Below are 25140 nucleotides of genomic sequence, written 5' to 3'. Positions count from 1 at the left end.
GAGGAGTGAACACATGAAGATCATCAGAAGGGGAATCCTGGCGGGTCTGACAGCGCTTGCACTGGGCAGCGTGTCCTTTGCTGCGATGCCGGCGCATGCCGAGGGCAAGGTGACTGTGTCCGTGCCGCAGGATGCCGGCAGCTGGGACCCGATCGACACCTTCCTGGTCGCGTGGGCGGCCGTTGCCACCAACATCTACGACGGCCTGACCTACCGCGGTCCGGACATGCAGATCGTCCCGGGTCTCGCGGAGTCGTGGGAAGAGCTCGATGACGGCAAGCGCATTCGCTTCAAGCTGCGCCAGGGCGTCAAGTTCCACAACGGCGAAGAGTTCGACGCCGAAGCCGTCAAGTTCACCTTCGACCGCCTGCTTGGCGAAGAAGGCGGCAAGGGCCCGCAGCGTTCGAACTACACCTCGATCGAGAGCGTCGAGATCATCGATCCGTTCACTGTAGATTTCAAGCTGAACGCCCCGGATCCGGTGCTGCTCACCAAGCTCGCCGGCTATGGCGCGATGATTGTTCCGCCGAAATACGTCCAGGAGAACGGCGAGGAGTTCAACCTGAACCCGGTCGGTACGGGCCCGTTCAAGTTCGTCTCCTACGATCCGAAGGTCAGCATCAAGCTCGAAGCGAACCCCGACTACTGGGGTGGTGCACCGAAGATTTCCGAGCTTGAGTACCGCTTCATCTCCGAGCCTTCGACCGCTGTTGCCGAACTTCAGGCCGGCCGCGTCGACATCGTCGTCCCGCCGACCATTCCGATCGCGATGATCCCGGTCATCGAAGGCGACTCGAAGCTTGAGGTCGTCAGCGTTCCCGGACCGACCGTTGACGCGCTGCGCTTTAACACCCGCCACGGCATCACTGCCGACGTGCGCGTGCGCAAGGCGATCATCATGGCCGTCGATCGCGCCTCGATCGTCGAAGCGATTCTTGCCGGCCAGGCTTCCGAGATCGTCAGCTTCCAGAGCGCGCTGTCGTTCGGCTACGATCCCCAGCTGAAGGGCCTGCCGTATGATCCGGAAGGCGCCAAGAAGCTGCTCGCGGAAGCCGGCGTTGCCGAGGGCACCGAGCTGCAGATCGACATCCGCAGCAACGACGCTTCGATGAACGAGGTCGCGCAGGTCATTGTCAGCTACCTGCAGGCGATCGGCCTCAACGCGACCATCAAGCCGTACGAAACCAGCACGCTCATTTCGGACATCATCCCGCAGGGCAAGACCGGCGCGATGTTCCAGCAGAAGTGGGGCGGCTGGACGTTCGACTACGACAACACCGCTTACGCCATGTACCACACCGGCGAGAAGTGGAACCCGTACGGCAACGACGCCGAGCTCGACCGCATGCTCGAGGAGCAGCGCCCGGTGACCGATCGCGCCCAGCGCGAGAAGATGCTGCAGGCGATCGGCAAGTACGTCGCCGACGATGCGCTCGAGCTGCCGCTCTACAACACCAACGCGATCTATGGCGTCGCCAAGCGCGTGAAGGGTTTCCAGGCAGCTCCGGACAACCGTCTGAAGCTCAACGAAATTACCGTTGAGTAACGTCAATCGGAGCGCCGCTTCTCAGCGGCGCTCCTCTCACCCGAGGTTGAGACCGTGGCACGCTATCTGCTCAAGCGAATACTCCAGGCCGTCTTCGTCGTTATCGTCATCACGCTGTTCGTGTCGTACGCCGTACGTCTGACCGGCGATCCGGCGGTGATGATGTTTGCTGGCGGCGGCGGCTCCGTGTCGGAAGCCGACCTGGAACGCGTCCGGGCGGCGCTCGGCACCGACAAACCCTTCTACCAGCAGTATCTCGCCTTCCTGCACGGCCTCCTCACGCTGGACCTCGGCCGCAGCTTCGCCAGCGGCGCCCCGGTCTCCAACCTGATCGCCGCCGCAGCCCCGTCGACCCTGAAGCTCGCTTTTGTCTCGATGCTGATCTCGATCGTCATGTCGATCCCGCTCGGAATCTGGGCAGCCGTTTCGAAGGGGAAGGCAGCGGACCAGATCATTCGCATCTTCTCGCTGGTCGGTGTCTCATTCCCGAACTTCTGGCTCGCCACCATGCTGGTGCTGCTGTTCTCTATCTTCCTCGGCCTGCTGCCGCCGAGCGGCATGGTCGGCTTCGAGAGCTACATCATGCCGACGCTGACCATGGGCGTGATCCTGACAGCCACCAACGTCCGCCTCGTGCGCACGGCCATGCTGGAGACGCTGCAGTCGCAGTACGTCATGGTCGCGCGCGCCAAGGGCCTGAGCGAGCGCCGCGTCCTCTACAAGCACGCGCTGCGCAACTGCGCCATTCCGCTCATCACCTATTTCGGCCTGCAGTTCGGCGGCATGCTCGGCGGCCTCGTCGTCATCGAGAAGGTGTTCAGCTGGCCGGGTCTCGGCACGCTCGCCTTCGACGCCGTCAACGCCCGCGACTATCCGGTGCTGCAGGCAGTCATCACCGTGCTGGCGTTGCTGATCGTCGGCGTCAACCTCATCGTCGACATCGCCTACGGCCTTGTCGATCCGCGCATCCGGTTGGAGTAGCACCCCATGGCCACAGCCACGGCCCGTCGAGCCCGCTTCAACAATCTCGAATTCATCCTCGGCGCGGTGCTGACCGCACTGATCGTCCTGGGCGTGCTGTTCTCCGACGTCCTGTTTCCGGGCGGAGCCGCCAAGGTAGACCTCGCCGCCCGCCTGACGCCGCCGTTCACGAGCCTCGCGCACCCCTTCGGTACCGATCCGCTCGGCCGGGACGTGCTGGCGCGCGTGCTTGCCGGTGGCAAGGTCTCGCTACTGGTCGGCGTCGTATCGGTGATCGGCGCCGTCATTCTCGGTACCGTCCTCGGCCTCGTTGCCGGCTATTATCGCGGCTTCTGGGACATGCTGCTGATGCGCTTTGCGGACATTCAGCTGGCGATGCCCTTCATCCTGCTCGCGATGACCTTCGTCGCCATCGTGGGCCCGAGCCTCACCAACACCATCTTCCTGCTTATCATCTCCGAGTGGGTGAAGTATGCGCGCCTCGTGCGCGGCCAGGTGCTGTCGCTGCGCGAGCGCGAGTTCATCCTTTCCGCAAAGGCGATCGGCGTCAGCAACTTCCGCATCATCTTCCAGCACCTGTTGCCGAACCTGCTTGGCCCGGTGATCGTGCTGATGACTCTCAACGTCGCCAACAACATCCTGCTCGAAAGCAGCCTGACCTTCCTCGGCCTCGGCATCGACCCGACCACCCCGAGCTGGGGCGGCATGCTGGCCGACGGCCGCACCTACCTGCAGACCGCCTGGTGGGTGAGCGTTTTCCCGGGCCTTGCCATCCTTCTTACCGTCCTCGGCCTGAACCTCCTGGGTGACTGGCTCCGAGACACCCTTGATCCGAGTGGACGCAGTTCCAGACCATGAGCACCTTCCTGCTGACTGAACGCAAGTTCGAACGCACCCTCAACCGCATCATCGCCGAAGCAAAACCGGGTGACGAATTCGAAGCTTGGGTTTTCGATGACCGCAAGAGCCGCAAGGCGGCAGAAGAAGCGCTTGCGAAAAAGGGCGTGAAGGCGCGAATTCGCTCGGCCTACAAGCCGCTGCTCTATGCCTTCCTCGAGGAGATTGACCTCGCCGGCATTGCCGCGATCGAGATCCGCTATCCAGTGCACGAGGCAGCACCGCAGAACCGCTTCCGGCTCGAGTGCTACCCGCTGGCGGCGATGGTCGGTGAGCGCGCAATCAGTTTCGTCGCGCGCAATGACGGCGCGTTCCACTATGACGTCCGCCTGACGGGTGCCAACGGCGGGAGCCGCGAACTGCAAGTCTTCGCACCAAACCGCGTCCATGACGATGCTGCGGGCGAGTCGGCCGTCTCCCCGACAGGCTGGATCCGTCGCGCGGGCGACGCCAAGGGCGAGCGGCTGGTGACCGACTTCGAGGAAGTCTACGACGCGGCGATGGGTGCTATCGCCGCTCGAGATTGGGGCGACAAGGAGCCGTTCTTCGAGGAACTGAACATCCGCGTCGAATTCCCCGCCGAGGACGAAGCTCTCCACGTGGGCGACGAAGTCGTCAGTCTGCGCGAGGCACTGCACGAGGACCTCTACTTCTCCGGCATCGAATTCTTCACCCGCAAGACCGGCCGCGCCTTCACCGCCCGCACCCTGCGCCCCGGCCAGATCGTGCCGGAAGTCGTCCAGGGCTCCGAGGTCGCCCTCCGCATCGAGACCCGCTCGTTCACGACCGGCTTCATCCCCTCACCTGACCAGCCGCTCGACACGGCGACGGCGCCGCTTTCGGCCGAGCAGATCGCATCCGAGCTTACCGCCATCGGCGGAAAGAGTTTCGCCGCCACCGCCCGCTCCGGCCGGCAGGTGAAGGCGACCTATGTGGTCGGCAGCGACATCCCCGTCATGATCAGCGGCGGCCAGCACGCCAACGAGACGACTGGCGTCGTAGGTGCCCTGAGGGCCTCGAAGTTTCTCGCGAAGCGCCCCGGTGCGCACTTCACCCTCGCTCCGAGCGAAAACCCCGACGGCTATGCCCTGCACCAGCGCCTGCGCCAGGACAATCCCCGCCACATGTCGCACGCCGCCCGCTACACCGCGCTCGGCGACGACCTGGAGTACCGTAGCGCCGAGAACGCAGGCCCGTTTCTGTTCGAGAAGGCGATCCGCCTTGAAGCGCAGGCCATGAGCGGCGCGCGGCTGCACGTCAACCTGCACGGCTACCCCTCGCACGAGTGGACGCGGCCGCTTTCCGGCTACGTGCCGCGCAACTTCGCGATGTGGACGGTGCCCAAGGGCTTCTTCCTCATCGTGCGCTATCACAAGGGCTGGGACGAGCCTGCACGTTCGCTGACCGAGGCGGTGACACAGCACCTTGCCAGAATCCCAGGCCTGCTCGAAATGAACGCGCAGCAGATCGCCCTGTTCGAAACCCACGCCGGGGAGACCGGTTTCGAGATGATCAACGGCTTCCCCTGCCTCGTCTCGCTGGATGAGCGCAACAGCGCCCCCGTGACGCTGATCACCGAGTATCCTGACGAGACGATCTACGACGACCTCTTCGTCGCCGGCCACACTGCGCAGTGCGAGACCGTTCTCGCCGCCTACGAAGCGTGGCAGGAGATAATGAAGGACAGCCCCGCAGCCACCTGACTGCGGCCTACCAGGCGGCACTAGCGAGCTAACACTACGGCAGCCGATAGGCGATGACGTAGTCACCAGCCTTCGTGCCGATGGAGCCGTGGCCGCCGGCAACGATCAGGACATACTGCTTGCCATCCTCGCCGGTGTAGCTCATCGGCGTCGCTTGCCCACCGGCGGGCAGGCGGGCTTCCCACAACTGTTCGCCAGTGGTGACGTTATAGGCGCGCAGATAATTGTCGACCGCGGCTCCGAGGAAAACCACGCCACCGCGCGTAATCATCGGCCCGCCGATACCCGGGACACCGAGCTTGAAGGGAAGCGGCAGCGGCGTCATGTCGTAGACGGTGCCGTTGCGATGCTTATAGGCGATCTCGCCGGTACGCAGGTCCACGCCAACCACGTAGCCCCAAGGCGGGGTCTGGCAGGGAATGCCAAGGGGCCCGAGGAACGGCCCCATGAACACACCATAGGGCGCGCCTTCATTGCGGTTGAGCCCCTGCTCGCTCGCCTTCTCGTCCTCGCCCTTCGACGGAATTTGATCACGCGGTACAAGCCGCGAGGTGAAGGCGAGATAAGTCGGCATGCCGAACATGATCTGCCGCTCAGGATCGACCGCGACGCTGCCCCAGTTGAAGACGCCGAAATTTCCCGGATAGACGATCGTGCCTTCTAGCGAGGGCGGCGTGTAGCGCCCCTCATACCGGTAGCGATGGAACTGGATGCGGCAGGCCAGCTGGTCGAACAGCGTGATGCCCCACATGTCGCGCTCCTCGAGCGGCGGGGGTTCCAGTGACAGGTCCGAGACCGGCTGCGTAGGTGAGGTAAAATCCTCCGGGATTGCGCCGGTGGGCGCCGGCACTTCACGAACGGGGATGACCGGCTCGCCGGTGCGGCGGTCGAGCACGTAGATGTCGCCCTGCTTGGTGGGACCGATCAGCGCAGGTACCGTGCCAGAAGGCAGCGTCAAGTCGATCAGCACCGGCTGCGCCGGCACATCCATATCCCACAGGTCATGGTGCACCGTCTGGCGCACCCAGCGCACCTGTCCCGTCTCTATGTCGAGCGCGACGATCGAAGACGAATATTTCTCGACATGCTCGCTGCGGCCCATGCCAAGCTGGTCCGGCACCTGATTGCCGAGCGGTATGTAGACGAGGCCGAGATCAGGATCGTAGCTGAACACCGACCAGCTGTTGGGAGAGTTGGTGGTGTAGAACTCGCCCTCCCCGATAGGCGCGGTATCGTCCGGGTTGCCGGAATCCCAGTTCCAGATCAGGCGTCCGGTACGCACGTCAAAGGCGCGGATGACGCCGGACTGCGACTGTGTCGAATAGTTATCATTGACGGCCCCGCCGATGATGATCCTGCCGGCACTGATGACCGGGGGCGAGGTCGAATAGTAGTAGCCCGCGGGGTTGTACTGCATGCCCTGTTCGAGGTGCAGCTCGCCGTTGTCGGCAAAGCTGGTGCAGACCTCGCCGGTGGCAGCGTCCAACGCGATAAGGCGTGCGTCCGAGGTCGGCAGGTAGACGCGCTGGCCACAGGGCGTGTCGGCGCCGGTCGCGGGGTCGGCCCAGAAGGTGACGCCACGACAGGTCTGGTGCTGCCGGTCGGGGTTCATCCCGGCATTGGGGTCAAACTTCCACTTTTCTTCGCCGGTAGTGGCGTCAAGTGCGATCGCCCAGTTGTGCGGCGTGCACAGGTAGAGGGTATTACCCACCTTGAGGGGGGTGACCTGGTAGGTCGTCTCGCCAACATCGTCCGGCAGCTTCACATCTCCGGTCTGGTACTGCCAGGCGACCTGAAGCGTCGAAACGTTTTCGGTGTTGATCTGGTCTAGCGGCGAGAAGCGCTGGCCAAGCGCGGTCCGCCCGTATTGGTGCCATTCTCCGTCGGGCACCTCCCCGATGCGCGCCCCCGCGAGCCGCTCTTCAGGAAGGTTGCCCGCGATATCATGCGGATCCTGGAACATCGAATAGACGGCTACGGCGATCGCGACGAGAACCACCGCGCCGAGCGCGAAACCGGCCGTCGGCTGCCCGCTCGCAGGAAGTAGCCGCCAGCGCACCCATGGCGTCAGCAGCCAGATGCCCATCAGAATGATGATGCCGCCGCGCGGCCCAAGCTGCCACCAGTCGAAGCGGACCTCCCAGATCGCCCAGGCGAGCGCAGCAACGACGAAGACGGCATAAAGCCACAGCGCAGCAAGCGAGCGACGAAAGAGCAGCGCCGCCGTCACCAGCATCACCAGCCCGGCGATCAGGTAGAAGAAACTGCCTCCCAGGACCACCAGCCACAGGCCGCCGCCTGCAAGTGCGATTCCGAACAGGGCGAGCACGATGGCAGTGATGGTGAGCGTCATGTCGTCTCCCGCTGCAGGGGCCACCGCTCACGCAGGCGAGCAATGACAGGTTACTGGTCCTGGTCGATAGCGTGAGGCGAAGGCGTGCCGGGACGGTCGGACGCATCGCGCCCGCTCGTCAGGAAGACGATCGCGATGGCGATAACCGCGATCGCAACCAGCCATATAACTGTTCTTGAAGACATCCCTCACGCAGCCTCAACGCCGGATCCTGAGCCGCAACGGTCAGGCTGGCAGTTTGTTCCACGCATGATGCGTCAGTGCGTTGCTGCATCAGCAGCGGGCTTAGTCCGTCTTGTGGACGGACTGGAAGCTATTATCTGGGCTCGTCAGGGAAGAGCGCGCGAAGACCATCGGCCGAGGCCGGGGCAACGCCGCGTTCGGTTATGAGGCCGGTGACGAGCCGGGCGGGCGTGACGTCGAACGCCGGATTGGCCGCGCCGGTGGCGGCGGGTGAAATGCGGACCTGCACAACCTCGCCCGAAGCAGTGCGGCCCCACACCAGCGAAACCTCGTCGCCGGAGCGCTCCTCGATCGGAATTTCCTTGACCCCGTCCTTCACGGTCCAGTCGATGGTCGGTGACGGCAAGGCGACGTAGAACGGCACCCCGTTGTCGCGGGCAGCAAGCGCCTTCAGGTAGGTGCCGATCTTGTTGCAGACGTCGCCATTGGCGGTGGTGCGATCGGTACCGACGATCACCATGTCGACTTCGCCATGCTGCATCAGGTGGCCGCCGGCATTGTCGACCACCAGCGTGTGCGGCACGCCGTGACCAGCCATCTCCCACGCGGTCAGCTGCGCGCCCTGGTTGCGCGGACGGGTCTCGTCGACATAGACGTGGACCGGAATTCCCTCCTCGACAGCCATGTAGATCGGCGCCGTCGCCGTGCCCCAATCCACCGTTGCCAGCCAGCCGGCATTGCAGTGGGTGAGGATGTTGACGCGCTCGCCGGGCTTCTTTGATGCGGCGATCTGCCGGATCAGGGTGAGACCGTGACTGCCGATGGCACGGTTAAGTTCGACGTCCTCGTCGGCGATTTCCGCCGCGCGGGCGAATGCGGCCTCTGCGCGTTCCTCCGACGGCAGCGGCTTCAGCACACGCGTCATCTCGTCGAGCGCCCAGCGCAGGTTGATCGCGGTCGGGCGGGTTTCGTGCAACTGGTCCCAGACAGATTCGAGCCTGGCATCCGACGGGTCGTCGCGCATGGCGATGGCAACGCCGTAGGCGGCGGTGACGCCGATCAGCGGCGCTCCGCGCACCCACATTTCGCGAATGGCGACCGCAACATCCTCGACACTGGAAAGGTTGGCGATGCGGAACTCGTGCGGCAGCCAGCGCTGGTCGATGATGTCGACTGAGCGACCGTCCTCGGCCAGCCAGATCGTGCGATAGTGCCTGTCGCCAACCCTCACGTTACCGCTCCCTTGCAAAGTCGTGCCGCCAGCGCATTTGCCTCGCTCATGGAGTGGATCCGGTCGCGGTTGACGGCGATGTGGCGACCGAACTTCAGCGCCTTTGCCTCGCAGCGCGCCTTGAGGTCCTGGTCGCTAATGGTCTCGAAGTCGGCATTGTGCGCGAGGCCGAGAATGCGGCGATGGATCTCGATACCCGCAAAGCCGAGCAAGTCGACCCAGATCTCGTGCAAGAGCTCATCAAGCGCCTGTTCGGCGCCAAGCGCATCACCCTGGTCTTCAAATAACGTTCGCTGGTAGAGGATACCATTGCGCTCCTCTCGCCACAGCCGCGAGAACTCGGTGCGGAAAACGCTCCAGCAGCGTTCCAGAACGTCGAGGAGATAGGCCCGCATCGGCTCGCGGCTGCCCCCCTCCTCGTGTCCTTCCTGCGAGAAGTAGGACATCCAGAAATTGGCGAATAGCATGCCGACGTCGAAGGCGATCGGCCCGTAGAAGGCGAATTCCGGATCGATGACGCGCGTGTCGCTGTCGGTCACCATGATCGAGCCGGTGTGCAGGTCGCCGTGCACCAGCGTTTCGGCCTTGGCGGTAAACAGGTGCTTCATGCGCTGTGCAGTGACCTTCAGGTCGCGGTCGGCGCGCAGCTCCGCAACGAGCGGATCAAGCTGCGGCTTGGTATGCGCGTTCAGCTCGGCCTCGAAATAGGGATCCGAAAAGACCAGGTTTTCGGTAATGTCGCACAGCTCGACATTGTCGGCGAAAAGGGCAAGGTCGGCCTTGCGCTGGCGCGTCGACATCGAAAGGTCGGAGCCGCGAAACAGCGTGCGCGCCATGAACAGACCGAGGTCGTCGGCGATGCTCGGCAGCTGCCGGCCCTCGATCAGCGCTCGGCGCAGGATTACGTGCGGCGTCAGGTACTCCATGACGACGAGCGCCTGCGCCTCGTCGAAGTGGTAGACTTCCGGCACCTGCCTAGGCGCCCGCGCCTGCTGGCGCGTCAGCGCGTGGTATTCGAAGAAGGACCGCTTCAGCGGCAGCGGCCAGCTTTCGCCGACAAGGCGTACATAGGGTAATGCCTGCTTGACGATGACGCCGCCCTTGTCGGTCTCGACAATGAAGACGAGATTGAGGTTCCCGTCGCCGACCTCGCGCACGCGCCAGGCCGAAGGCTCCGCGCCAAGCCGACTCCGCAGCTCCTCCAGCCCACCAAGCCGTGCCGGCAAACTTTCGACCGTTAACGCCTCAAAAGATTTGGCGTCCATGCAACTCCTCCCGTCGCACCCGCACCCGGCCGCGAGATGAATGCGGCCGCCTCCAATGTCGAAAACGCTAGTGAGCGGTCTGGCAATTGTCAATCATGTTGACATTTGCCGACAACGTGCCGTAGCGTCGTGTCCAGGGGAGGAATGGCGGCATGGATGCCATGTTCCGTATTGCAGGGCTGGAGAAGTCGTTCGGACCCATCCGGGTGCTGAACGACGTCAATCTTGAACTGCATACGGGAACCGTTACCGTGCTGATGGGCGCGAACGGCGCCGGCAAGTCCACTCTCGTCAAGATCATGAGCGGGGTCTATCCTCGCGGCGGCGGCGTGATGGAGCTGGCGGGACAGCCTTATGAACCGGCTTCGCCTGCCGAGGCGATCCGGGCGGGCGTGGTCACCGTCCACCAGAACATCAATGACGGCGTCGTTGCGACGCTCGACGTGGCCACGAACCTCACCATGGACCGGCTCAGCGGCAAGAGCGCGCCGCTGATCTTCAACCCGCGCCGGGTGCGTCGAGAGGCGCGGGCAGTTGCCGACCGGCTCGGGCTCCAGGTGGACCTCGGGGCAAGCATTTCGGATCTTTCGCTCGCCGACCGGCAGATGGTCGCGATCGCACGCGCCATGGCGCATGAGCCCAAGGTGATGGTGCTTGATGAGCCCACTTCGTCGCTGTCGAGCGCGGAGGCGAACCGGCTGTTCTCGGTCATCGACCGCTTGCGCGCCCACGGCGTCGCCATTCTCTATATCTCGCACCGCATGTCGGACATTCGCCGCGTCGCCGACCGGATCGTAGCACTCCGCGACGGCGTCATCACCGGCGTGTTCGAGGAAAAGCCGCTCGACTATGAGGGCGCGGTCAACGCGATGCTGGGCCGCCAGATGGGTCATGCGGCAGTGACCGTCGCGGATGCGACTCGCAAAGTGTTCGAGGCGAACGATCTGCGCATTGCGCCGTCCGCCCGCCCCTTTTCGCTCACCTTGGGTGACGGCGAGGTCGTCGCCATCACCGGTCTCGTGGGCGTCGGTAAGACGAAGCTCGCCGAGACGCTGTTCGGCGTGCGCCGGCCGCTCGGCGGAACGATGCGGCTAGCCCGACAAGACTATGCGCCGCGCACGTCTGCGGATGCCATCGCAGCCGGCGTCTTCCTCGTCGCCAAGGATCGCGCCGAGAGCGGCATTGTCGCGGACTTCAATCTCTACAAGAACATGAGCCTGCCGTTCCTGCCCCGGCTGTCGTTGGGAAGTATCCTGCGCACCCGTGCCGAACGGGCGATCGCGCGCGAGCAGATCCAGAGCCTCGGCATCGTCTGCCGCAACGAGCGCGACCGGATGCAGACGCTCTCGGGCGGCAACCAGCAGAAGGTGATGGTCGGCCGGTGGCTGTCGCAGCCCTCTCAGTTGCTGATCCTTGACGAGCCCTTTCAGGGTGTCGACATCGCGGCGCGGCGTGACATTGCCGCAAAGCTGCGCGCCAGCGCGCCGGGCCGCGCGACGCTCCTGTTCCTTACTGAGCTCGACGAAGCGCTCGAGACGGCCGACCGCATCCTCGTGATGTCGGAGCACACCATCGTCGGCGAGCATCGGAACGCCAACCTGGACATGGACAGACTGCTGGCGCAGGTCGCCGGCGAAGACAAAGACGACAGAAGAGGTGCCGCCTGATGGCAAACATCGTCATCCGCTACGGCTTCCTTGCGCTGCTTGCAGGGCTCATCATTTTCTTCGCGGTTGCCGCGCCCGGCTTTGCCTCACCGCAGAGCGCCGTCTTCATCTTCCAGTCCGTGGCGATTACCGGAATCCTGGCACTGGGCGTCACGGCCACGCTGGTCGTCGGCGGCTTTGACCTGTCCATCGGCTCGGTCGCGACCAGTGCGATGATGGCGGCGGCCTATGCGATGGTGGTGATGGAGCAGAGCGCGTTTGTCGCGGTGCTGTTCTGCCTTGCCATCGGCGCCATCGTCGGCCTCATCAACGGCATCATCATCGTCTACATGCGCGTCCCGGACCTGCTGGCGACGCTCGGCATGATGTTCCTGCTGGTCGGCCTGCAGCGCATCCCCACCGAAGGCCGCTCGATCGCGGCCGGCATGACCCTGCCGGACGGCTCGACGGCTACCGGCACCTTCAGCGAAGCGTTCCTGTCGCTTGGCCGTCACCGCTTCGACTTCTTCCTGCCGAACCTCGTGCCGGTGTCAGTGGTGGTACTGCTCGTACTGGCCGTGCTGATCTGGTTCTTCCTCGAATTCACCCGCTTCGGGAGAATGATGTACGCCGTCGGCTCCAACGAGAAGGCAGCCGAACTCGCCGGCGCACCCGTCAAGGCATACAAGATCTGGGCCTACGTCATATCTGGAATTTTCGCCTCGATCGGCGGAATTCTGCTCGCTGCGCGACTTGGACGCGGCGACATCGCCTCAGGTAACAATCTGCTCCTCGACGCGGTTGCCGCCGCTCTGATCGGCTTTGCGGTACTGGGAGCCGCCAAGCCGAACGCCTTCGGCACCGCCATCGGCGCGCTCTTCGTGGGCGTTCTCCTGCAGGGGCTGACCATGATGAACGCCCCCTACTACACGCAGGATTTCGTCAAGGGCGCGGTGCTCGTCGTGGCGCTCGTGTTCACCTTCGCGCTGTCGAGCAGGACGAAATAGGGAGCAATGCATACGCCGCACAGCGGCATAACGTGGAGGAGTGAGGAATGAGCATCACACGCAGGACATTGGGCAGGCTGACGCTCGCCGCAGCCAGCCTGCTGGCGCTGCCGGCGCTGGCGCAGGACCGCCCGGCACCGTTCGACAAGCCGGAGAACGTGCGCATCGCGCTCGTGCGCTACCTTTCGACCGGTGACTTCTTCCAGGCGTACCTGTCGGGCGTCGAGTCGCAGGCCAAGGCGCTGGGCGTCGACCTGCGCGTCTTCGACAGCCGCCAGGACGCCGCGCTGCAGGCCGACATGGTCGACCAGGCGATCGCGCTCGGCGTCGACGGCATTATCATCCAGCACGGCCTGACCGAGTCGATGAAAGAAGCCGCGCAGCGCGCGGTCGACGCCGGCATCAAGGTCGTCGCCTTCGACGTCAACGTCGAGAACGACAAAATCCCGCAGATCGAGCAGTCGGACCGTGACCTTGCCCGCCTCGCCCTTGAGCAGGCGATCAAGGACAATGGCGAGTCCTGGAAGGCCGCCTATGTCTATGTCGCGGGCATCGCCCCGCTCGACCGCCGCGACGAGACCTGGAAGGAGTTCAAGGCGAAGTATTCCGGCATCCAGGAAGTCGCGCAGTTCGGCACGCTCGACAACCCCATCGCCAACTCGGTCGCCAACCAGGCCCGTTCGGTGCTGACCGCCAACCCCGGCATCCAGGTTGTGTTCGCCCCTTATGACGAGTTCGCCAAGGGCGTGAAGATCGCGGTCGATGAAGCAGGCCTGTCTTCGGACATCAAGATCTATTCGGCTGACGTCTCGACCGCAGACATTTCGGCAATGCGCGAGCCCGGCTCGTCCTGGGCCGCAACCGCGGCAACCAACCCCGCCGTAGTGGGTCAGGTCTCCGTCCGTGCGCTTGCCATGATGCTCGCTGGCGAAGATCCGGGCCGCAGCGTCATCGTGCCGCCGACCCTCATCACCCAGGCCGACCTCAACGACAACGATATCAAGAACATGGAAGACCTGTCGGCAAAGATGCCGCAGTTCCGCCATGCTGACGTTGCCATGCCGGCATGGATGCCGAACCCGAACGAGTAAGGCGGCGTCAGCTGAGCGCTTCCTCGACAAAACCCGCCGGTCTCCGGCGGGTTTTTGCCTTCAGCATTAGCTTGCTGACCGATCACCATCTGGGTCCCCGGGCGTGAACCCGCCACCCTTGCCTCTTCGTAACGGCCATGCGAATTGACTTTTGTCATTCACATTGAATAATGTCGAGCCAAGAGGAGAAGTCGATGTCCATCCGCCCCGCCGACCAGATCGTGCACAAGGCAGCGTGGCTCTATTACACCCACGGCCTGCGGCAGGACGAGGTCGCCAAGCGGCTCGACATCTCGCGCGCGTCTGTCGCGCTCTATCTGCGAAAGGCGCGCGAAACCGGCATCGTCACCATCGCCACCTCAACCGCGCTCTTCGCAAGCGACGTGCTTGCGCGGCGGATCGAGGACGCCTTCGGGCTAGACGGCGTCTGGGTAGCCCCCGAAAACGGCGCGTCCTTTGATCCGGCAACCGAGATCCCGGCCCTCGGCGCCAGCGTCTTCCTCTCGCTCGCCGAAAGCGGCCAGAAAATCGGCATCGCCTGGGGCCGCACCGTCTACAATATCGCCGACGTCATGTCCTACGCGGACCTCCACGACGTCACCGTCGTGCAACTCTGCGGCAATCTCGGCGCGCCCTACTCCTACCGACCGGATCAGTGCACCATGGAGATCGCCCGCCGGCTCAACGCGCGCGGCCTCAATTTCTACGCGCCGCTGGTGCTGACGAACGAGCGGCTGGCGCGCGAGCTGCGCGAGGAGCCGGTGATCCGCGAGCAGCTGGCCGGTGTCGCCGACTGCGACCTTGCGCTCTACTCCGTCGGCCTCGTCAGCGAAGACGCGCACGTCGTCAAATGCGGCGCGATGACGTCTGCGGAAGTCGAAGAGCTGCGCCGTCAGGGTGCCACGGGCGTGATTGCCGGGCAGATGATCGACGCGAGGGGCGAGCTGCTCGATTGCGACTACAACCGCCGCGTCATCTCCGCCGACTTCGCTTCGCTGCGCAGCATTCCGAAGCGAATGATGGTCGTGCAGGAAGAGGCCAAGCTCGAGCCGCTGAAGGCGGCACTCGCCGGGCGCTTCGCCACCCATCTCGTGCTCACCCAGGGCATGGCCGAGCGCCTTCTGGCCGACCTGCCGAAAAGTTCCTGATCCAATCCAACAGACCGCCGGACCCGACATGAAGAACCTGTGGAACGAAACCGAAGCCGAAGCCCTCGTCGAGAGCTATGCGAAGAAGGGCGTTGAGCGCGACCTTGCGCTGCGGGTTTACACGACCCGCCTCCTCGGCGGCGATCCGCGCCTGGTGCTGCATGGCGGCGGCAATACCTCGGTCAAGCTTGAGGCGATTGACCTAGTCGGCGATCGCTGGCCGGTGCTGCACGTCAAGGGCAGCGGCTGGGATATGGCGGTGATCGAACCGGAGGGGCTGCCGGCTGTGAAGCTCGGACCGCTCCTCAAGGCACGCACGCTGGACAAGCTTTCGGATGAGGACATGGTCGCGCTGCAACGCGCCAACCTCATCAACCCGTCCTCTCCCAACCCGTCGGTCGAAACGCTGCTGCACGCGTTCCTGCCGCACAAGTTCGTCGACCACACCCATTCCACCGCCGTACTCGCCATCGTCGACCAGGGCAGCGACAGCGAGGCGCTGATCCGCAAGGTGTTCGGGCCGAAGATGGGATACGTGCCCTACATCAAGCCGGGCTTCGACCTCGCCAAGGCCGCGGCCGAGATCTACGAGCAGGACACCTCGGTCGAGGGGCTGATCCTCGACAAGCACGGCATCTTCACCTTCGGGGCGACGGCGAAAGAAGCTTACGACCGCATGATCCAACACGTAACAGTGGCGGAAGATTACATCGCGGCAAACAAGGTCAACCGGCTGGTTCCGGTCACCTTGCCGAATCGCCTGCCCGATCCGGCCCAGATCGCGCCGATGCTGCGTGGAGCGGTAGCCGTCCGCCACGGCGAGGGTCGCTTCGACCGCATGGTCTGTGTCTTCCGCACATCGCCGCAGGTCCTTGAATTCGTGAACGCAGAGGGCCTCGAGCGCCGCGCCGCACGGGGCGTGTCGACGCCGGACCTTTCCATCCGCATCAAGACCGGCCCCCTTGCCCTGCCCGCGCCAGACGCCGACGATCTTGCGGCCTACGAGCAAGTGGTGAAGGAGCGCGTCGCCGCTTTCGTCGACGATTACACCCGCTACTTTGAGGAGAATGACGCGCGCGATGATATGAAGCGCACCATGCTCGACCCGATGCCGCGCCTCCTGCTGGTACCGGGCCTCGGCATGTTCGGCTTCGGCCGCACGCTCAAGGACGCGAAGATTGCCTCGGACGTCGGCGAGATGTGGATCGAGGCCGTGCGTGGCGCGGAAGCCATCGGCGACTTCCGCCCGCTGGCAAAGTCGGACCTCTTCGAGCTCGAATACTGGTCGCTAGAACAGGCCAAGCTCGCCGGCAACAAGCCGAAGCCGCTCACCGGTCAGGTCACGCTAGTGACCGGAGGCGCCGGTGCGATCGGTGCGGCAACGGCCAAGCTGTTTGCCGCACAGGGCTCGCATGTCGTCGTCGTCGACCTTGACGCAGACCGCGCAGCGGAAGCCGCGAAAGCAGCCGGCAACGGCTCGATCGGCGTCGGTGCGGACATCACCAATCCTGTCGACATCGCCGCCGCCTTCGACAAGGCCGTGCGCACCTATGGCGGCGTCGACATCGTCGTTTCCAATGCGGGTGCTGCCTTCGAGGGCGAGATCGGCGAGCTTGACGATGCGCTCCTTCGCAAGAGCTTCGAGCTCAACTTCTTCTCGCACCAGAACGTCGCCAGGGAAGCTGTCCGGATTTTTAAGGCGCAGCAGACCGGCGGCGTGCTGCTCTTCAACACCTCGAAGCAGGCCGTGAATCCCGGCCCGAAATTCGGTGCCTACGGCCTGCCGAAGGCCGCGAGCCTGTTCCTGTCGCGCCAGTATGCGCTGGAATATGGCTCGATCGGCGTGCGCTCGAACGCGGTCAATGCCGACCGCATCCGTTCGGGCCTCCTGACGGACGAAATGATCGCCAGCCGCTCGAAGGCGCGCGGGCTCTCTGAGAAGGACTACATGTCCGGCAACCTGCTCGGACTTGAAGTCACTGCCGACCACGTCGCCCAGGCATTCCTGCACCATGCGCTCGCCGAACGCACGACCGCGGACGTTACCACCGTCGACGGCGGCAACATCGCGGCTGCGTTGAGGTAGGTCGGTTCTGCCGCCCGCGCTTACCCGCGCCGGGCGGCTTCAATCGTCGCGACGTCGATCTTGCGCATCGGCATCATGGCTTCAAAGGCCCGCTTGGCTTCGGCGCCGCCCGCGGCCATTGCTTCCAGAAGCACGCGCGGGATGATCTGCCAGGAAATGCCCCACTTGTCCTTGCACCAGCCGCACATGCTTTCCTGGCCGCCGTTGCTAACGATCGCGTTCCAGTAGCGGTCGGTCTCCTCCTGGTCCTCGGTCACGATCTGGAAGGAGAAGGCCTCGCTGTGCTTGAACATCGGCCCGCCGTTGAGGCCGACGCACGGAATTCCGGCGACGGTAAACTCGACCGTCAAAACGTCCTTTTCCTTTCCGGACGGGAAGTCGCTCGGCGCCCGCTGGACTGCACCGACCGAACTGTTGGGGAAGGTCTTGGCATAGAAGTTGGCCGCTTCCTCGGCATCCTTGTCGTACCAGAGGCAGATGATGTTCTTGGGAAAATTCATCGCTTCCTCCTCTTTGTAGCTAGGGGTCTATTCGTCCGGAATCTCGGGCTCCACGAGCTTCGCGAGCTTTTGCAGCGACTCCTGCCAGCCGAGGTAACAGGCTTCCGCGGGAATCGCGTCCGGCACGCCCTGCTGCTCGATGTTGACCTCGGTGCCAACGGACACGGCCTTGAGATCGACCGTAACCTTCATCTCGCCCGGCATGTTCGGGTCTTCGAAGCTGTCGGTGTAGACAAGCCGCTGGTTCGGAACGAGTTCCAGATAGGTGCCGCCGAAGTAGAAAGGGTTGGATCCGGTGGAAAAGTTGCGGAACGAGATCCTGTGCCGGCCGCCGACTTTGGGCTCCAACTGTTGAACAGTACAGGTGAATCCGAAGGGCGGCAGCCAGCTCGCCACGGCGTCAGGCTCGGTGAATGCCCGGTACAACTTCTCAGGCTTGGCGGCGAAGACGCGGTGCAGACGGATAGTACTTGGCATGTGACACTCCCGTTGCTCTGTGGTCGTCGAATGCTCAGCGCGGGCTCTGGCTCTGCAAAGCTTCGCCGGCATGACCGATGATCGCCAGCTCGAGCAGCTGGCTCATTAAAGACGTGTGTAGAGCGTCGGCTCCGACACCGCTGCCGCAAAACTTTTTCTTGACCTCAGGCATCCCGGGTTTCGCAGACCCCGAACCTACAAGCACCACCGCCACGCATGAATGACAAACGGGCTGGGATTTCCGCCAGCTGCGAAATTGCCTGGAAGTCTGCACTGCATCTACTCTGCGCAAATTGTGCAAATGCTAAAAAAAAATGCAGGTACTCGCGTTAACTTGCCGACCGCTCAGAGTCACCGCAATTCGCAGCCCACTATGCTGATCACGCAACCCCTTGGATTATTGATGAGAAAGGTCAGCGACCAATAATTGGCACGCTGGTTGCTTTGCTTTTTTGCAGCGCAGCAAACAACCAGAGGGGAAGTGTCATGAAACTGACTTCGCGCGCCAGCGGCCTGCTGATGGGAGCAACCATCATCGCAGGCATGATGTCCGCCGGACAGAGCTTTGCCGCAGAGGACACCATCAAGGTGGGCATCCTCCACTCGCTGTCGGGAACGATGGCGATCTCGGAGACGACGCTGAAAGACGCCATGCTCATGCTCATCGAGGAGCAGAACAAGAAGGGCGGCCTGCTCGGCAAGAAGCTCGAGGCAGTGGTGGTCGATCCGGCCTCGGACTGGCCGCTCTTTGCCGAAAAAGCGCGTGAGCTGATCTCCGTCAACGGCGTCGACGCCGTGTTCGGCTGCTGGACCTCGGTGTCGCGCAAGTCGGTGCTGCCGGTGTTCGAGGAGCTGAATTCTCTACTGTTCTACCCGGTCCAGTACGAGGGCGAGGAAAGCCAGCGCAACGTCTTCTACACCGGCGCTGCCCCGAACCAGCAGGCGATCCCGGCCGTCGACTACCTGATGAATGAGGAAGGCGTCGAGCGCTGGGTGCTCGCCGGCACCGACTACGTCTATCCGCAGACGACCAACAAGATCCTCAAGGCCTACCTGGTGTCCAAGGGCGTCGCCGAAGAGGACATCATGATCAACTACACGCCGTTCGGTCACTCCGACTGGCAGACGATCGTCACGGACATCAAGAACTTCGGCTCGGCCGGCAAGAAGACGGCGGTGGTCTCGACCATCAACGGCGACGCGAACGTGCCGTTCTACAAGGAACTCGCCAACCAGGGCATCAAGGCCGAGGACATCCCGGTCGTCGCCTTCTCGGTCGGTGAGGAGGAACTTGCCGGCATCGACACCGGCCCGCTGGTGGGCCACCTTGCCGCCTGGAACTACTTCCAGTCGGTCGAGAGCGAGGCGAATGCCGCGTTCATCGAGACCTGGCACGCCTACACCGGCAACGACAAGCGCGTCACCAACGATCCGATGGAAGCCCACTACATCGGCTTCAACATGTGGGTGAAGGCGGTCGAGAAGGCCGGCACCACCGATGCCGACGCCGTCATCGACGCCATCGTCGGCGTGTCGGTCCCGAACCTTTCGGGCGGTTATTCGACCATGATGCCGAACCACCACATCACCAAGCCGGTCCTGATCGGCGAGATCCAGGACGACGGCCAGTTCGAGGTCGTCTGGGAGACGCCGGGCCTCGTCGTGGGCGACGAGTGGTCGGACTTCCTGCCTGATTCCAAGGACCTCATCGCCGACTGGCGCGCGCCGCTGTCGTGCGGAAACTTCAACGTCGCAACGGGCAAGTGCGGCGGAAAGGGCATCAACTGATGCCCCACAGCCGGGGCGAAGAATGCCGCCTTCGCCCCGGCCTTCCTTCCTCCCAGACTGAAATGAGCTAACGATGATCCTGCGCGCCCTGTGCCTCATCCTGCTGCCGCTGCTGCTTGTTGCGGGCACCGCGCGCGCGCAGGATCCGTCGCTTGCCGAAATCGCCGCGAAATTCGCAACTGCTGAAAAGTTCGACCAGACCGAAGCGCTGGTGCGTGAGCTGGGCGCAACCGGGGACCCAGCGGTACGGCCGCTGCTGGAAGCCCTCGGCGAAGGCAGGCTGCAGGCGCGCAAGTCGGACGGCGCCGTCTATATCGTTGAAGGTTCTGGGAAGAACGCCAAGCTCCTCGACCCGCTGACCGGCGAGGAAGTGCCGGACGCTTCTGCATCCGGGCTGAAGAAGGTCAAGGTCAACAACGGTCTGCGCCGCGTCATCCGCGACACGCTCAGCTCGCTGACGCTGGGCGCGAAAAACCCGCAAGCGCGGCTCTCCGCCGCCAGCAACATGCTCGCCAATCCAGATCCTGCCATGGTCGAGGCGCTCGATGCGGCGATCGCCGCCGAGGAGGACCCTGCGGTGAAGCAGAGGATGCAGGAAGCGCGCGCCGCAGCCGTCCTTCAGTCTGACCTGCCCGACGCTGAAAAGATCGCCGCAGTCGAGGTTCTGGGCTCCGTTGGCGACCGCAACGTCCTGTCGCTGCTTGCCGCCGTCGAGGCGAAGTCTGAGGGCGACCTGAGACGCGCCGCCGAGCGCGCGTCAAACAACATCCGCAGCGTGCTTGCCGCATGGGACGCGGCACAGAACATCTGGTTCGGCATTTCGCTTGGCTCGGTGCTGCTGCTTGCCGCTATTGGGCTTGCCATCACTTTCGGCGTCATGGGCGTCATCAACATGGCACATGGCGAGATGGTGATGCTAGGCGCCTACACGACCTTTGTCGTGCAGGGAGCGGTCCAGAGCATCGCGCCGAACCTGCAGGACTGGTCGCTCGCATTCGCCCTGCCAATTGCCTTCGTCGTCGCGGGTGCCGTCGGCATAGCCATCGAACGCGGCATCATCCGCTTCCTCTACGGCCGGCCGCTCGAAACATTGCTGGCCACCTGGGGCGTCTCACTCGTGCTGCAGCAGGCGGTTCGCACGATCTTTGGCCCGACCAACCGCGAGGTGGCAAATCCTTCCTGGATGTCCGCCAGTTTCGAGATCGGCCAGATGGCGATCACCTGGAACCGGCTCTGGATCGTCGTTTTCTCGCTCGCGGTGTTTGCGCTGCTGCTGTTCATCTTCAACCGCACGTCCTGGGGCCTGCATATGCGGGCGGTCACCCAGAACCGGCGCATGGCCGCCTCGATGGGTATCCGTACACCCTGGGTCGACGCCTTCACCTTCGGCCTGGGCTCAGGCGTCGCGGGCATTGCCGGCGTCGCCCTCAGCCAGATCGGCAACGTCTCACCCAATCTCGGCCAGGGCTACATCATCGACTCCTTCATGGTCGTCGTCTTTGGCGGCGTCGGAAATCTCTGGGGCACGCTGCTTGGCGCTTTCTCTCTCGGCATCGCCAACAAGTTCCTTGAGCCCTATGCCGGTGCTGTGTTGGGCAAGATCGTCGTCCTGGTGCTGATCATCCTGTTCATCCAGAAGCGCCCACGCGGACTGTTCGCGCTCAAGGGCCGGGCGGTAGAAGCATGATATTCTCGCGACTGTTTTCCGGCGGGCTCGACCGCCGCGTCCTCCTGCTCCTCATCCTTCTCGTCGCTGCTGCCATCGCGGTGCCGGTGCTGAACCTTGCTGTGCCGCCTTCCAGCAGCTTCCATATGCCGCCGCATGCAGTGGCACTGCTCGGCAAGTACCTCTGCTACGCGATGCTGGCGCTGTCGCTCGACCTCGTCTGGGGATACTGCGGCATCCTCAGCCTAGGCCATGGCGCCTTCTTCGCCATCGGCGGCTACGCGATGGGCATGTACCTGATGCGCCAGATCGGCAGCCGCGGCGTCTATGGCCACCCGGTGCTGCCCGACTTCATGGTCTTCCTCAACTGGAAGGAGCTCCCATGGTACTGGTACGGTTTCGATCAGTTCTGGTTCGTAGCGCTGATGGTGATGCTCGCGCCGGGCCTGCTTGCCTTCGCTTTCGGCTGGCTCGCCTTCCGCTCGCGCGTCACGGGCGTGTACCTGTCGATCATCACCCAGGCGATGACCTATGCGCTGCTCCTGGCCTTTTTCCGCAACGACATGGGCTTTGGCGGCAATAACGGCCTCACCGACTTCAAGGACATCCTTGGCTTCAGCCTGCAGGCGCCGGCAACGCGTGCGGCGCTGTTCTCGACCAGCGCACTGATGCTGGCACTCGCGGTGGTCGCCACCGCGAGACTGGTCAGCTCCAAGTACGGCAAGCTGATGGTCGCCGTGCGCGACGCCGAAAGCCGTACGCGCTTCCTCGGCTGGCGGCCGGAGAACATCAAGCTGCTCGCCTTCACCATCTCCGCCGTGATGGCCGGCATTGCAGGTGCGCTCTACGTGCCGCAGGTGGGCATCATCAATCCGAGCGAATTTGCCCCCGCGAACTCCATCGAGGTGGTGATCTGGACAGCTGTTGGCGGGCGCGGAACCATCGTCGGCCCGGTCATCGGCGCGATCGCCGTCAACTGGGGCAAGAGCTGGTTCACCGCTGCTCTTCCCGAAGTCTGGCTGTTTGCGCTGGGCGGCCTCTTCATCGCCGTAACGCTTCTCATGCCAAAGGGCATCGTCGGAGTGTGGGAGCAGTGGCGCTCGTCGCTCAAGGCTCGCCGGCGCGTGGCACCCGTGCCGCCAGCCGAACCGCCCGCGGTATCCCCATCCGGCCCCGCAGCCGCGCCTGTCACCGGGCCGGCCCTAGCCGCACGTCCGCAACCCGCCGAGTGATCGATGAGCAGTAACAACACCATTCTCTATCTCGATGCGGTGTCGGTCTCGTTCGACGGCTTTCGCGCTATCAATGACCTCTCCCTGGTGCTCGACAAAGGCGAGATGCGCGCGATCATCGGCCCGAACGGCGCCGGCAAGACAACGATGATGGACCTCATCACCGGCAAGACGCGGCCGGACAAGGGCGAGATCTTTTTTGACGGCGAGCACGGCCTCACCCGCTACGATGAGGCAGACATCGCCAATCTCGGCATCGGCCGCAAGTTCCAGAAACCCACCGTGTTCGAGAGCCACACGGTTGAGGACAACATCGCCCTGTCGCTCAAAGGCCCTCGCAACATCCTGCGCACCGTCTTCGACCGCAGTTCGGCTGAGGAGAGCACGCGGATCGATGAGATCCTCGCCACCATCCGGCTCGAGGAGCGGCGCAATGAACTCGCCTGCAATCTCAGCCACGGCCAGAAGCAGTGGCTCGAGATCGGCATGCTGCTGGCGCAGGAACCAAAGCTGCTGCTCGTCGACGAACCGGTCGCGGGAATGACGGATGCGGAGACGGAAGAAACCGTGCGGCTTCTGCGCGACATCGCCACCCGCCATTCGGTAATCATTGTCGAGCACGACATGCACTTCGTGCGCGAGCTTGGCGTCAAGGTGACCTGCCTGCACGAGGGCTCGGTACTGTCGGAAGGCAGCATCGATCATGTCTCGCAGGACCCGCGCGTCATCGAAGTCTATCTCGGGAGATGACGATGCTCCAAGTCCACAACGCCAACCTCCACTATGGCGCAGCCCAGGCGCTGCGCGGCGTCTCATTGAACGCGGAAGAAGGTCGCATCACCTGCGTGCTCGGACGCAACGGCGTCGGCAAGACGAGCCTGCTCAAGGCCGTCGTTGGCCAGCATCCGCTATCAGGCGGCAGCATTTCCTTCGACGGCAAGCCGATCGACCGGTTGGCGGCCTACGACCGTGCGCGCGCCGGCATCGGCTTCGTGCCGCAGGGCCGCGAGATCTTCCCGCTGCTCACCGTGCGCGAAAACCTCGAGACTGGCTTTGCGCCGCTGCCGAAGTCGCAACGGGCGATCCCGGACTACGTGTTCGAGCTGTTCCCGGTACTGAAGGAGATGCTGTCACGCCGCGGCGGCGACCTGTCGGGCGGCCAGCAGCAACAGCTCGCAATTGCCCGCGCGCTGGTGATGCGGCCTAAGTTGCTCGTCCTCGACGAGCCCACCGAAGGCATCCAGCCGTCGATCATCAAGGACATCGGCCGCGCGATAGCCTGGCTCCGCGACACGCTCGGGATGACGATCCTGCTAGTCGAACAGTATCTCGATTTCGCGCGGGAACTTGCGGACTCCGTCGCCATCATGGACCGCGGCGAGATTGTCTTCGCCGGCGAAGCGGCGGGGCTGGATGACCCGGAAGTACGGCGGCACCTGATGCTGTGAGACACCTCACCTCGTCGCGAGCAGCAGGACATAGGCGAGGATGGCGAGTAGCAGGCCGCGGAAGGCGGTGGCGACGAACATGAACTTGCGCCGGGCGATGGAAGCCAGAGCGTCGACATTGCCGAGATATTCGCGCGTCAGGAACTGCGGGTCGCCGGTGCGGTCGGCCTCGATGAAGCGCTGGCGGTTGTCGGACCAGGCCCCCCCAGTAGAGCGTTGTGCCGCCCGTCGCCTTGCGCGGAAGCACGACCAGCACCGCCGCAAATATCGTGGTGACGACCGCAAGCGCCATGCAGGCAGAAAGCACGATGGTGTGCCAGCTTCCCTGCGCATAGCGCGCCGCGCTAAAGACGTCGCGACCCTCTGCGGAAGCAACGAGGAAAGCAACCATAAAGGTGAACAGGTAGGCCGCCTTTTGGTCGGCTATCTTGATCTGGTCGTAATAGACATCATTAACCTTCTTGAGGTGGTCGAGATAGTGCCCACGCTCGACAATTGCCTCAAGTGCCTCTTCGGTGACGGCGTGCGCTGCTGCTGCCTCAAGCGTCTTTTCGTCCACGAAAATACTCCCCCCAGATTCTTTTGATCTACCACAAAGGTTTAAGCAATGTCGAAGTGGCCTGACCCCATAGGGTGGTCCGGTTTCAATCTTAGTTCATGATCGGCCTTGGGGCTATTGCCCGGGCAGATGACGGTGCTGCTCCGCTTGCTGGCGCAGGCCAGATGATGGCCTCGGGTGCCGGTGGCTTGTATCCAAGCGACGAGTGTGGCCTCTTGGTGTTGTAGTATCGCCGCCAGGCTTCGATGATGATCTTGGCCTCGGCGAGGCTGTAGAAGATCTCACCGTCAAGCAGTTCGTCGCGGAGCTTCGAGTTGAAGCTCTCGCAGTAGC

At 63.8% G+C, this 25140-nt stretch carries 22 protein-coding genes; 14 read left to right on the top strand and 8 right to left on the bottom strand.

What is annotated here, in order from left to right; translation table 11 throughout:
- Positions 1-13 precede the first annotated feature (13 nt).
- Genes L630_RS0110785 through L630_RS0110770 form a run of 4 tightly spaced genes read left to right on the top strand, consistent with a single transcriptional unit; the run spans position 14 to position 5127 of the window.
- Positions 14-1546, top strand: a complete 1533-nt coding sequence (locus L630_RS0110785) for an ABC transporter substrate-binding protein (protein WP_024848266.1) — start codon at positions 14-16, stop codon at positions 1544-1546.
- 54 nt (positions 1547-1600) lie between these two features.
- On the top strand, positions 1601-2527 hold the full coding sequence (locus L630_RS0110780; protein WP_024848265.1) for an ABC transporter permease: 927 nt from the start codon (positions 1601-1603) through the stop codon (positions 2525-2527).
- 6 nt (positions 2528-2533) lie between these two features.
- The gene (locus tag L630_RS0110775; protein ID WP_024848264.1) at positions 2534-3385 is read left to right on the top strand and encodes an ABC transporter permease; all 852 of its coding nucleotides are present in this window, start codon (positions 2534-2536) and stop codon (positions 3383-3385) included.
- Positions 3382-5127, top strand: a complete 1746-nt coding sequence (locus L630_RS0110770) for a peptidase M14 (protein WP_024848263.1) — start codon at positions 3382-3384, stop codon at positions 5125-5127. The genes L630_RS0110775 and L630_RS0110770 overlap by 4 nt, the downstream gene beginning before the upstream one ends.
- A 34-nt stretch (positions 5128-5161) precedes the next feature.
- On the opposite strand, the gene L630_RS0110765 is transcribed toward L630_RS0110770, so the two are convergent.
- The 4 genes from L630_RS0110765 to mtnK all read right to left on the bottom strand — a co-directional run bounded on the left by L630_RS0110765 (position 5162) and on the right by mtnK (position 10159).
- Positions 5162-7480: a glucose/quinate/shikimate family membrane-bound PQQ-dependent dehydrogenase gene (locus L630_RS0110765; protein WP_024848262.1), complete on the bottom strand. Its 2319-nt coding sequence runs from the start codon at positions 7478-7480 to the stop codon at positions 5162-5164.
- A gap of 50 nt (positions 7481-7530) precedes the next feature.
- The gene (locus L630_RS23545) at positions 7531-7665 is read right to left on the bottom strand and encodes a hypothetical protein (protein ID WP_256366536.1); all 135 of its coding nucleotides are present in this window, start codon (positions 7663-7665) and stop codon (positions 7531-7533) included.
- Between the two features lie 131 nt (positions 7666-7796).
- A complete protein-coding gene (gene mtnA, locus L630_RS0110755) occupies positions 7797-8894 on the bottom strand; it encodes an S-methyl-5-thioribose-1-phosphate isomerase (protein ID WP_024848261.1) in 1098 nt (365 codons plus the stop codon).
- Entirely contained in the window at positions 8891-10159 is a 1269-nt protein-coding gene (gene mtnK, locus L630_RS0110750; RefSeq protein WP_024848260.1) for an S-methyl-5-thioribose kinase, read from the bottom strand. Before mtnK ends, mtnA begins: the two co-directional genes overlap by 4 nt.
- Positions 10160-10311: 152 nt before the next feature.
- On the opposite strand from mtnK, the gene L630_RS0110745 reads away from it, so the two are divergent.
- From L630_RS0110745 to L630_RS0110725, 5 genes are all read left to right on the top strand, one after another.
- Positions 10312-11826, top strand: a complete 1515-nt coding sequence (locus tag L630_RS0110745) for a sugar ABC transporter ATP-binding protein (RefSeq protein WP_024848259.1) — start codon at positions 10312-10314, stop codon at positions 11824-11826.
- A complete protein-coding gene (locus L630_RS0110740; protein ID WP_034329967.1) occupies positions 11826-12812 on the top strand; it encodes an ABC transporter permease in 987 nt (328 codons plus the stop codon). The genes L630_RS0110745 and L630_RS0110740 overlap by 1 nt, the downstream gene beginning before the upstream one ends.
- A 47-nt stretch (positions 12813-12859) precedes the next feature.
- Positions 12860-13903, top strand: a complete 1044-nt coding sequence (locus L630_RS0110735; RefSeq protein WP_024848257.1) for a substrate-binding domain-containing protein — start codon at positions 12860-12862, stop codon at positions 13901-13903.
- 194 nt (positions 13904-14097) lie between these two features.
- Positions 14098-15051 (top strand): sugar-binding transcriptional regulator, encoded by a 954-nt coding sequence (locus L630_RS0110730; protein WP_024848256.1) that lies wholly within the window; start codon positions 14098-14100, stop codon positions 15049-15051.
- Between the two features lie 28 nt (positions 15052-15079).
- On the top strand, positions 15080-17137 hold the full coding sequence (locus tag L630_RS0110725) for a bifunctional aldolase/short-chain dehydrogenase (RefSeq protein ID WP_024848255.1): 2058 nt from the start codon (positions 15080-15082) through the stop codon (positions 17135-17137).
- Between the two features lie 20 nt (positions 17138-17157).
- Here the strand turns inward: L630_RS0110725 and L630_RS0110720 are convergent, their stop codons facing one another.
- Positions 17158-17637: a VOC family protein gene (locus tag L630_RS0110720; RefSeq protein ID WP_024848254.1), complete on the bottom strand. Its 480-nt coding sequence runs from the start codon at positions 17635-17637 to the stop codon at positions 17158-17160.
- 27 nt (positions 17638-17664) lie between these two features.
- Entirely contained in the window at positions 17665-18114 is a 450-nt protein-coding gene (locus tag L630_RS0110715; RefSeq protein WP_024848253.1) for an SRPBCC family protein, read from the bottom strand.
- A 519-nt stretch (positions 18115-18633) separates the two neighbouring features.
- On the opposite strand from L630_RS0110715, the gene urtA reads away from it, so the two are divergent.
- The 5 genes from urtA to urtE all read left to right on the top strand — a co-directional run bounded on the left by urtA (position 18634) and on the right by urtE (position 24248).
- A complete protein-coding gene (gene urtA, locus L630_RS0110705; protein ID WP_186445257.1) occupies positions 18634-19902 on the top strand; it encodes an urea ABC transporter substrate-binding protein in 1269 nt (422 codons plus the stop codon).
- Positions 19903-19975: 73 nt separating this feature from the next.
- On the top strand, positions 19976-21589 hold the full coding sequence (gene urtB / locus L630_RS0110700) for an urea ABC transporter permease subunit UrtB (protein WP_024848251.1): 1614 nt from the start codon (positions 19976-19978) through the stop codon (positions 21587-21589).
- Positions 21586-22800, top strand: a complete 1215-nt coding sequence (gene urtC, locus L630_RS0110695) for an urea ABC transporter permease subunit UrtC (protein WP_024848250.1) — start codon at positions 21586-21588, stop codon at positions 22798-22800. The genes urtB and urtC overlap by 4 nt, the downstream gene beginning before the upstream one ends.
- 3 nt (positions 22801-22803) lie before the next feature.
- Positions 22804-23550, top strand: coding sequence for an urea ABC transporter ATP-binding protein UrtD (gene urtD / locus L630_RS0110690; RefSeq protein WP_024848249.1), 747 nt, complete (start codon positions 22804-22806; stop codon positions 23548-23550).
- A 2-nt stretch (positions 23551-23552) separates the two neighbouring features.
- Positions 23553-24248, top strand: a complete 696-nt coding sequence (gene urtE / locus L630_RS0110685; RefSeq protein WP_024848248.1) for an urea ABC transporter ATP-binding subunit UrtE — start codon at positions 23553-23555, stop codon at positions 24246-24248.
- Between the two features lie 6 nt (positions 24249-24254).
- Here urtE and L630_RS22845 read toward each other — a convergent pair whose 3' ends face one another.
- On the bottom strand, positions 24255-24512 hold the full coding sequence (locus L630_RS22845; protein WP_144708639.1) for a hypothetical protein: 258 nt from the start codon (positions 24510-24512) through the stop codon (positions 24255-24257).
- Between the two features lie 386 nt (positions 24513-24898).
- Positions 24899-25140: integrase core domain-containing protein (locus L630_RS0110675; protein WP_024848247.1), on the bottom strand; the 242-nt coding region annotated here is incomplete at its 5' end.

Origin of the sequence: Aminobacter sp. J41, assembly GCF_000526635.1 — a bacterium.
GTDB lineage: Bacteria > Pseudomonadota > Alphaproteobacteria > Rhizobiales > Rhizobiaceae > Aerobium.
Note: the sequence above shows the minus strand (reverse complement) of the source record. Positions and strands in the feature narration are given on the sequence as shown.

Bases quoted from the DNA above. Each gene is read 5' to 3' on its own strand.
- L630_RS0110725 (WP_024848255.1), top strand. From the start codon at position 15,080: ATGAAGAACCTGTGGAACGAAACCGAAGCCGAAGCCCTCGTCGAGAGC.
- urtB (WP_024848251.1), top strand. From the start codon at position 19,976: ATGATCCTGCGCGCCCTGTGCCTCATCCTGCTGCCGCTGCTGCTTGTT.
- urtE (WP_024848248.1), top strand. From the start codon at position 23,553: ATGCTCCAAGTCCACAACGCCAACCTCCACTATGGCGCAGCCCAGGCG.
- L630_RS0110730 (WP_024848256.1), top strand. From the start codon at position 14,098: ATGTCCATCCGCCCCGCCGACCAGATCGTGCACAAGGCAGCGTGGCTC.
- L630_RS0110740 (WP_034329967.1), top strand. From the start codon at position 11,826: ATGGCAAACATCGTCATCCGCTACGGCTTCCTTGCGCTGCTTGCAGGG.
- urtC (WP_024848250.1), top strand. From the start codon at position 21,586: ATGATATTCTCGCGACTGTTTTCCGGCGGGCTCGACCGCCGCGTCCTC.
- L630_RS0110735 (WP_024848257.1), top strand. From the start codon at position 12,860: ATGAGCATCACACGCAGGACATTGGGCAGGCTGACGCTCGCCGCAGCC.
- mtnK (WP_024848260.1), bottom strand. From the start codon at position 10,159: ATGGACGCCAAATCTTTTGAGGCGTTAACGGTCGAAAGTTTGCCGGCA.
- L630_RS23545 (WP_256366536.1), bottom strand. From the start codon at position 7,665: ATGTCTTCAAGAACAGTTATATGGCTGGTTGCGATCGCGGTTATCGCC.
- urtA (WP_186445257.1), top strand. From the start codon at position 18,634: ATGGGAGCAACCATCATCGCAGGCATGATGTCCGCCGGACAGAGCTTT.
- L630_RS0110715 (WP_024848253.1), bottom strand. From the start codon at position 18,114: ATGCCAAGTACTATCCGTCTGCACCGCGTCTTCGCCGCCAAGCCTGAG.
- L630_RS0110775 (WP_024848264.1), top strand. From the start codon at position 2,534: ATGGCCACAGCCACGGCCCGTCGAGCCCGCTTCAACAATCTCGAATTC.
- L630_RS0110720 (WP_024848254.1), bottom strand. From the start codon at position 17,637: ATGAATTTTCCCAAGAACATCATCTGCCTCTGGTACGACAAGGATGCC.
- L630_RS0110785 (WP_024848266.1), top strand. From the start codon at position 14: ATGAAGATCATCAGAAGGGGAATCCTGGCGGGTCTGACAGCGCTTGCA.
- L630_RS0110770 (WP_024848263.1), top strand. From the start codon at position 3,382: ATGAGCACCTTCCTGCTGACTGAACGCAAGTTCGAACGCACCCTCAAC.
- L630_RS0110765 (WP_024848262.1), bottom strand. From the start codon at position 7,480: ATGACGCTCACCATCACTGCCATCGTGCTCGCCCTGTTCGGAATCGCA.
- urtD (WP_024848249.1), top strand. From the start codon at position 22,804: ATGAGCAGTAACAACACCATTCTCTATCTCGATGCGGTGTCGGTCTCG.
- L630_RS0110745 (WP_024848259.1), top strand. From the start codon at position 10,312: ATGGATGCCATGTTCCGTATTGCAGGGCTGGAGAAGTCGTTCGGACCC.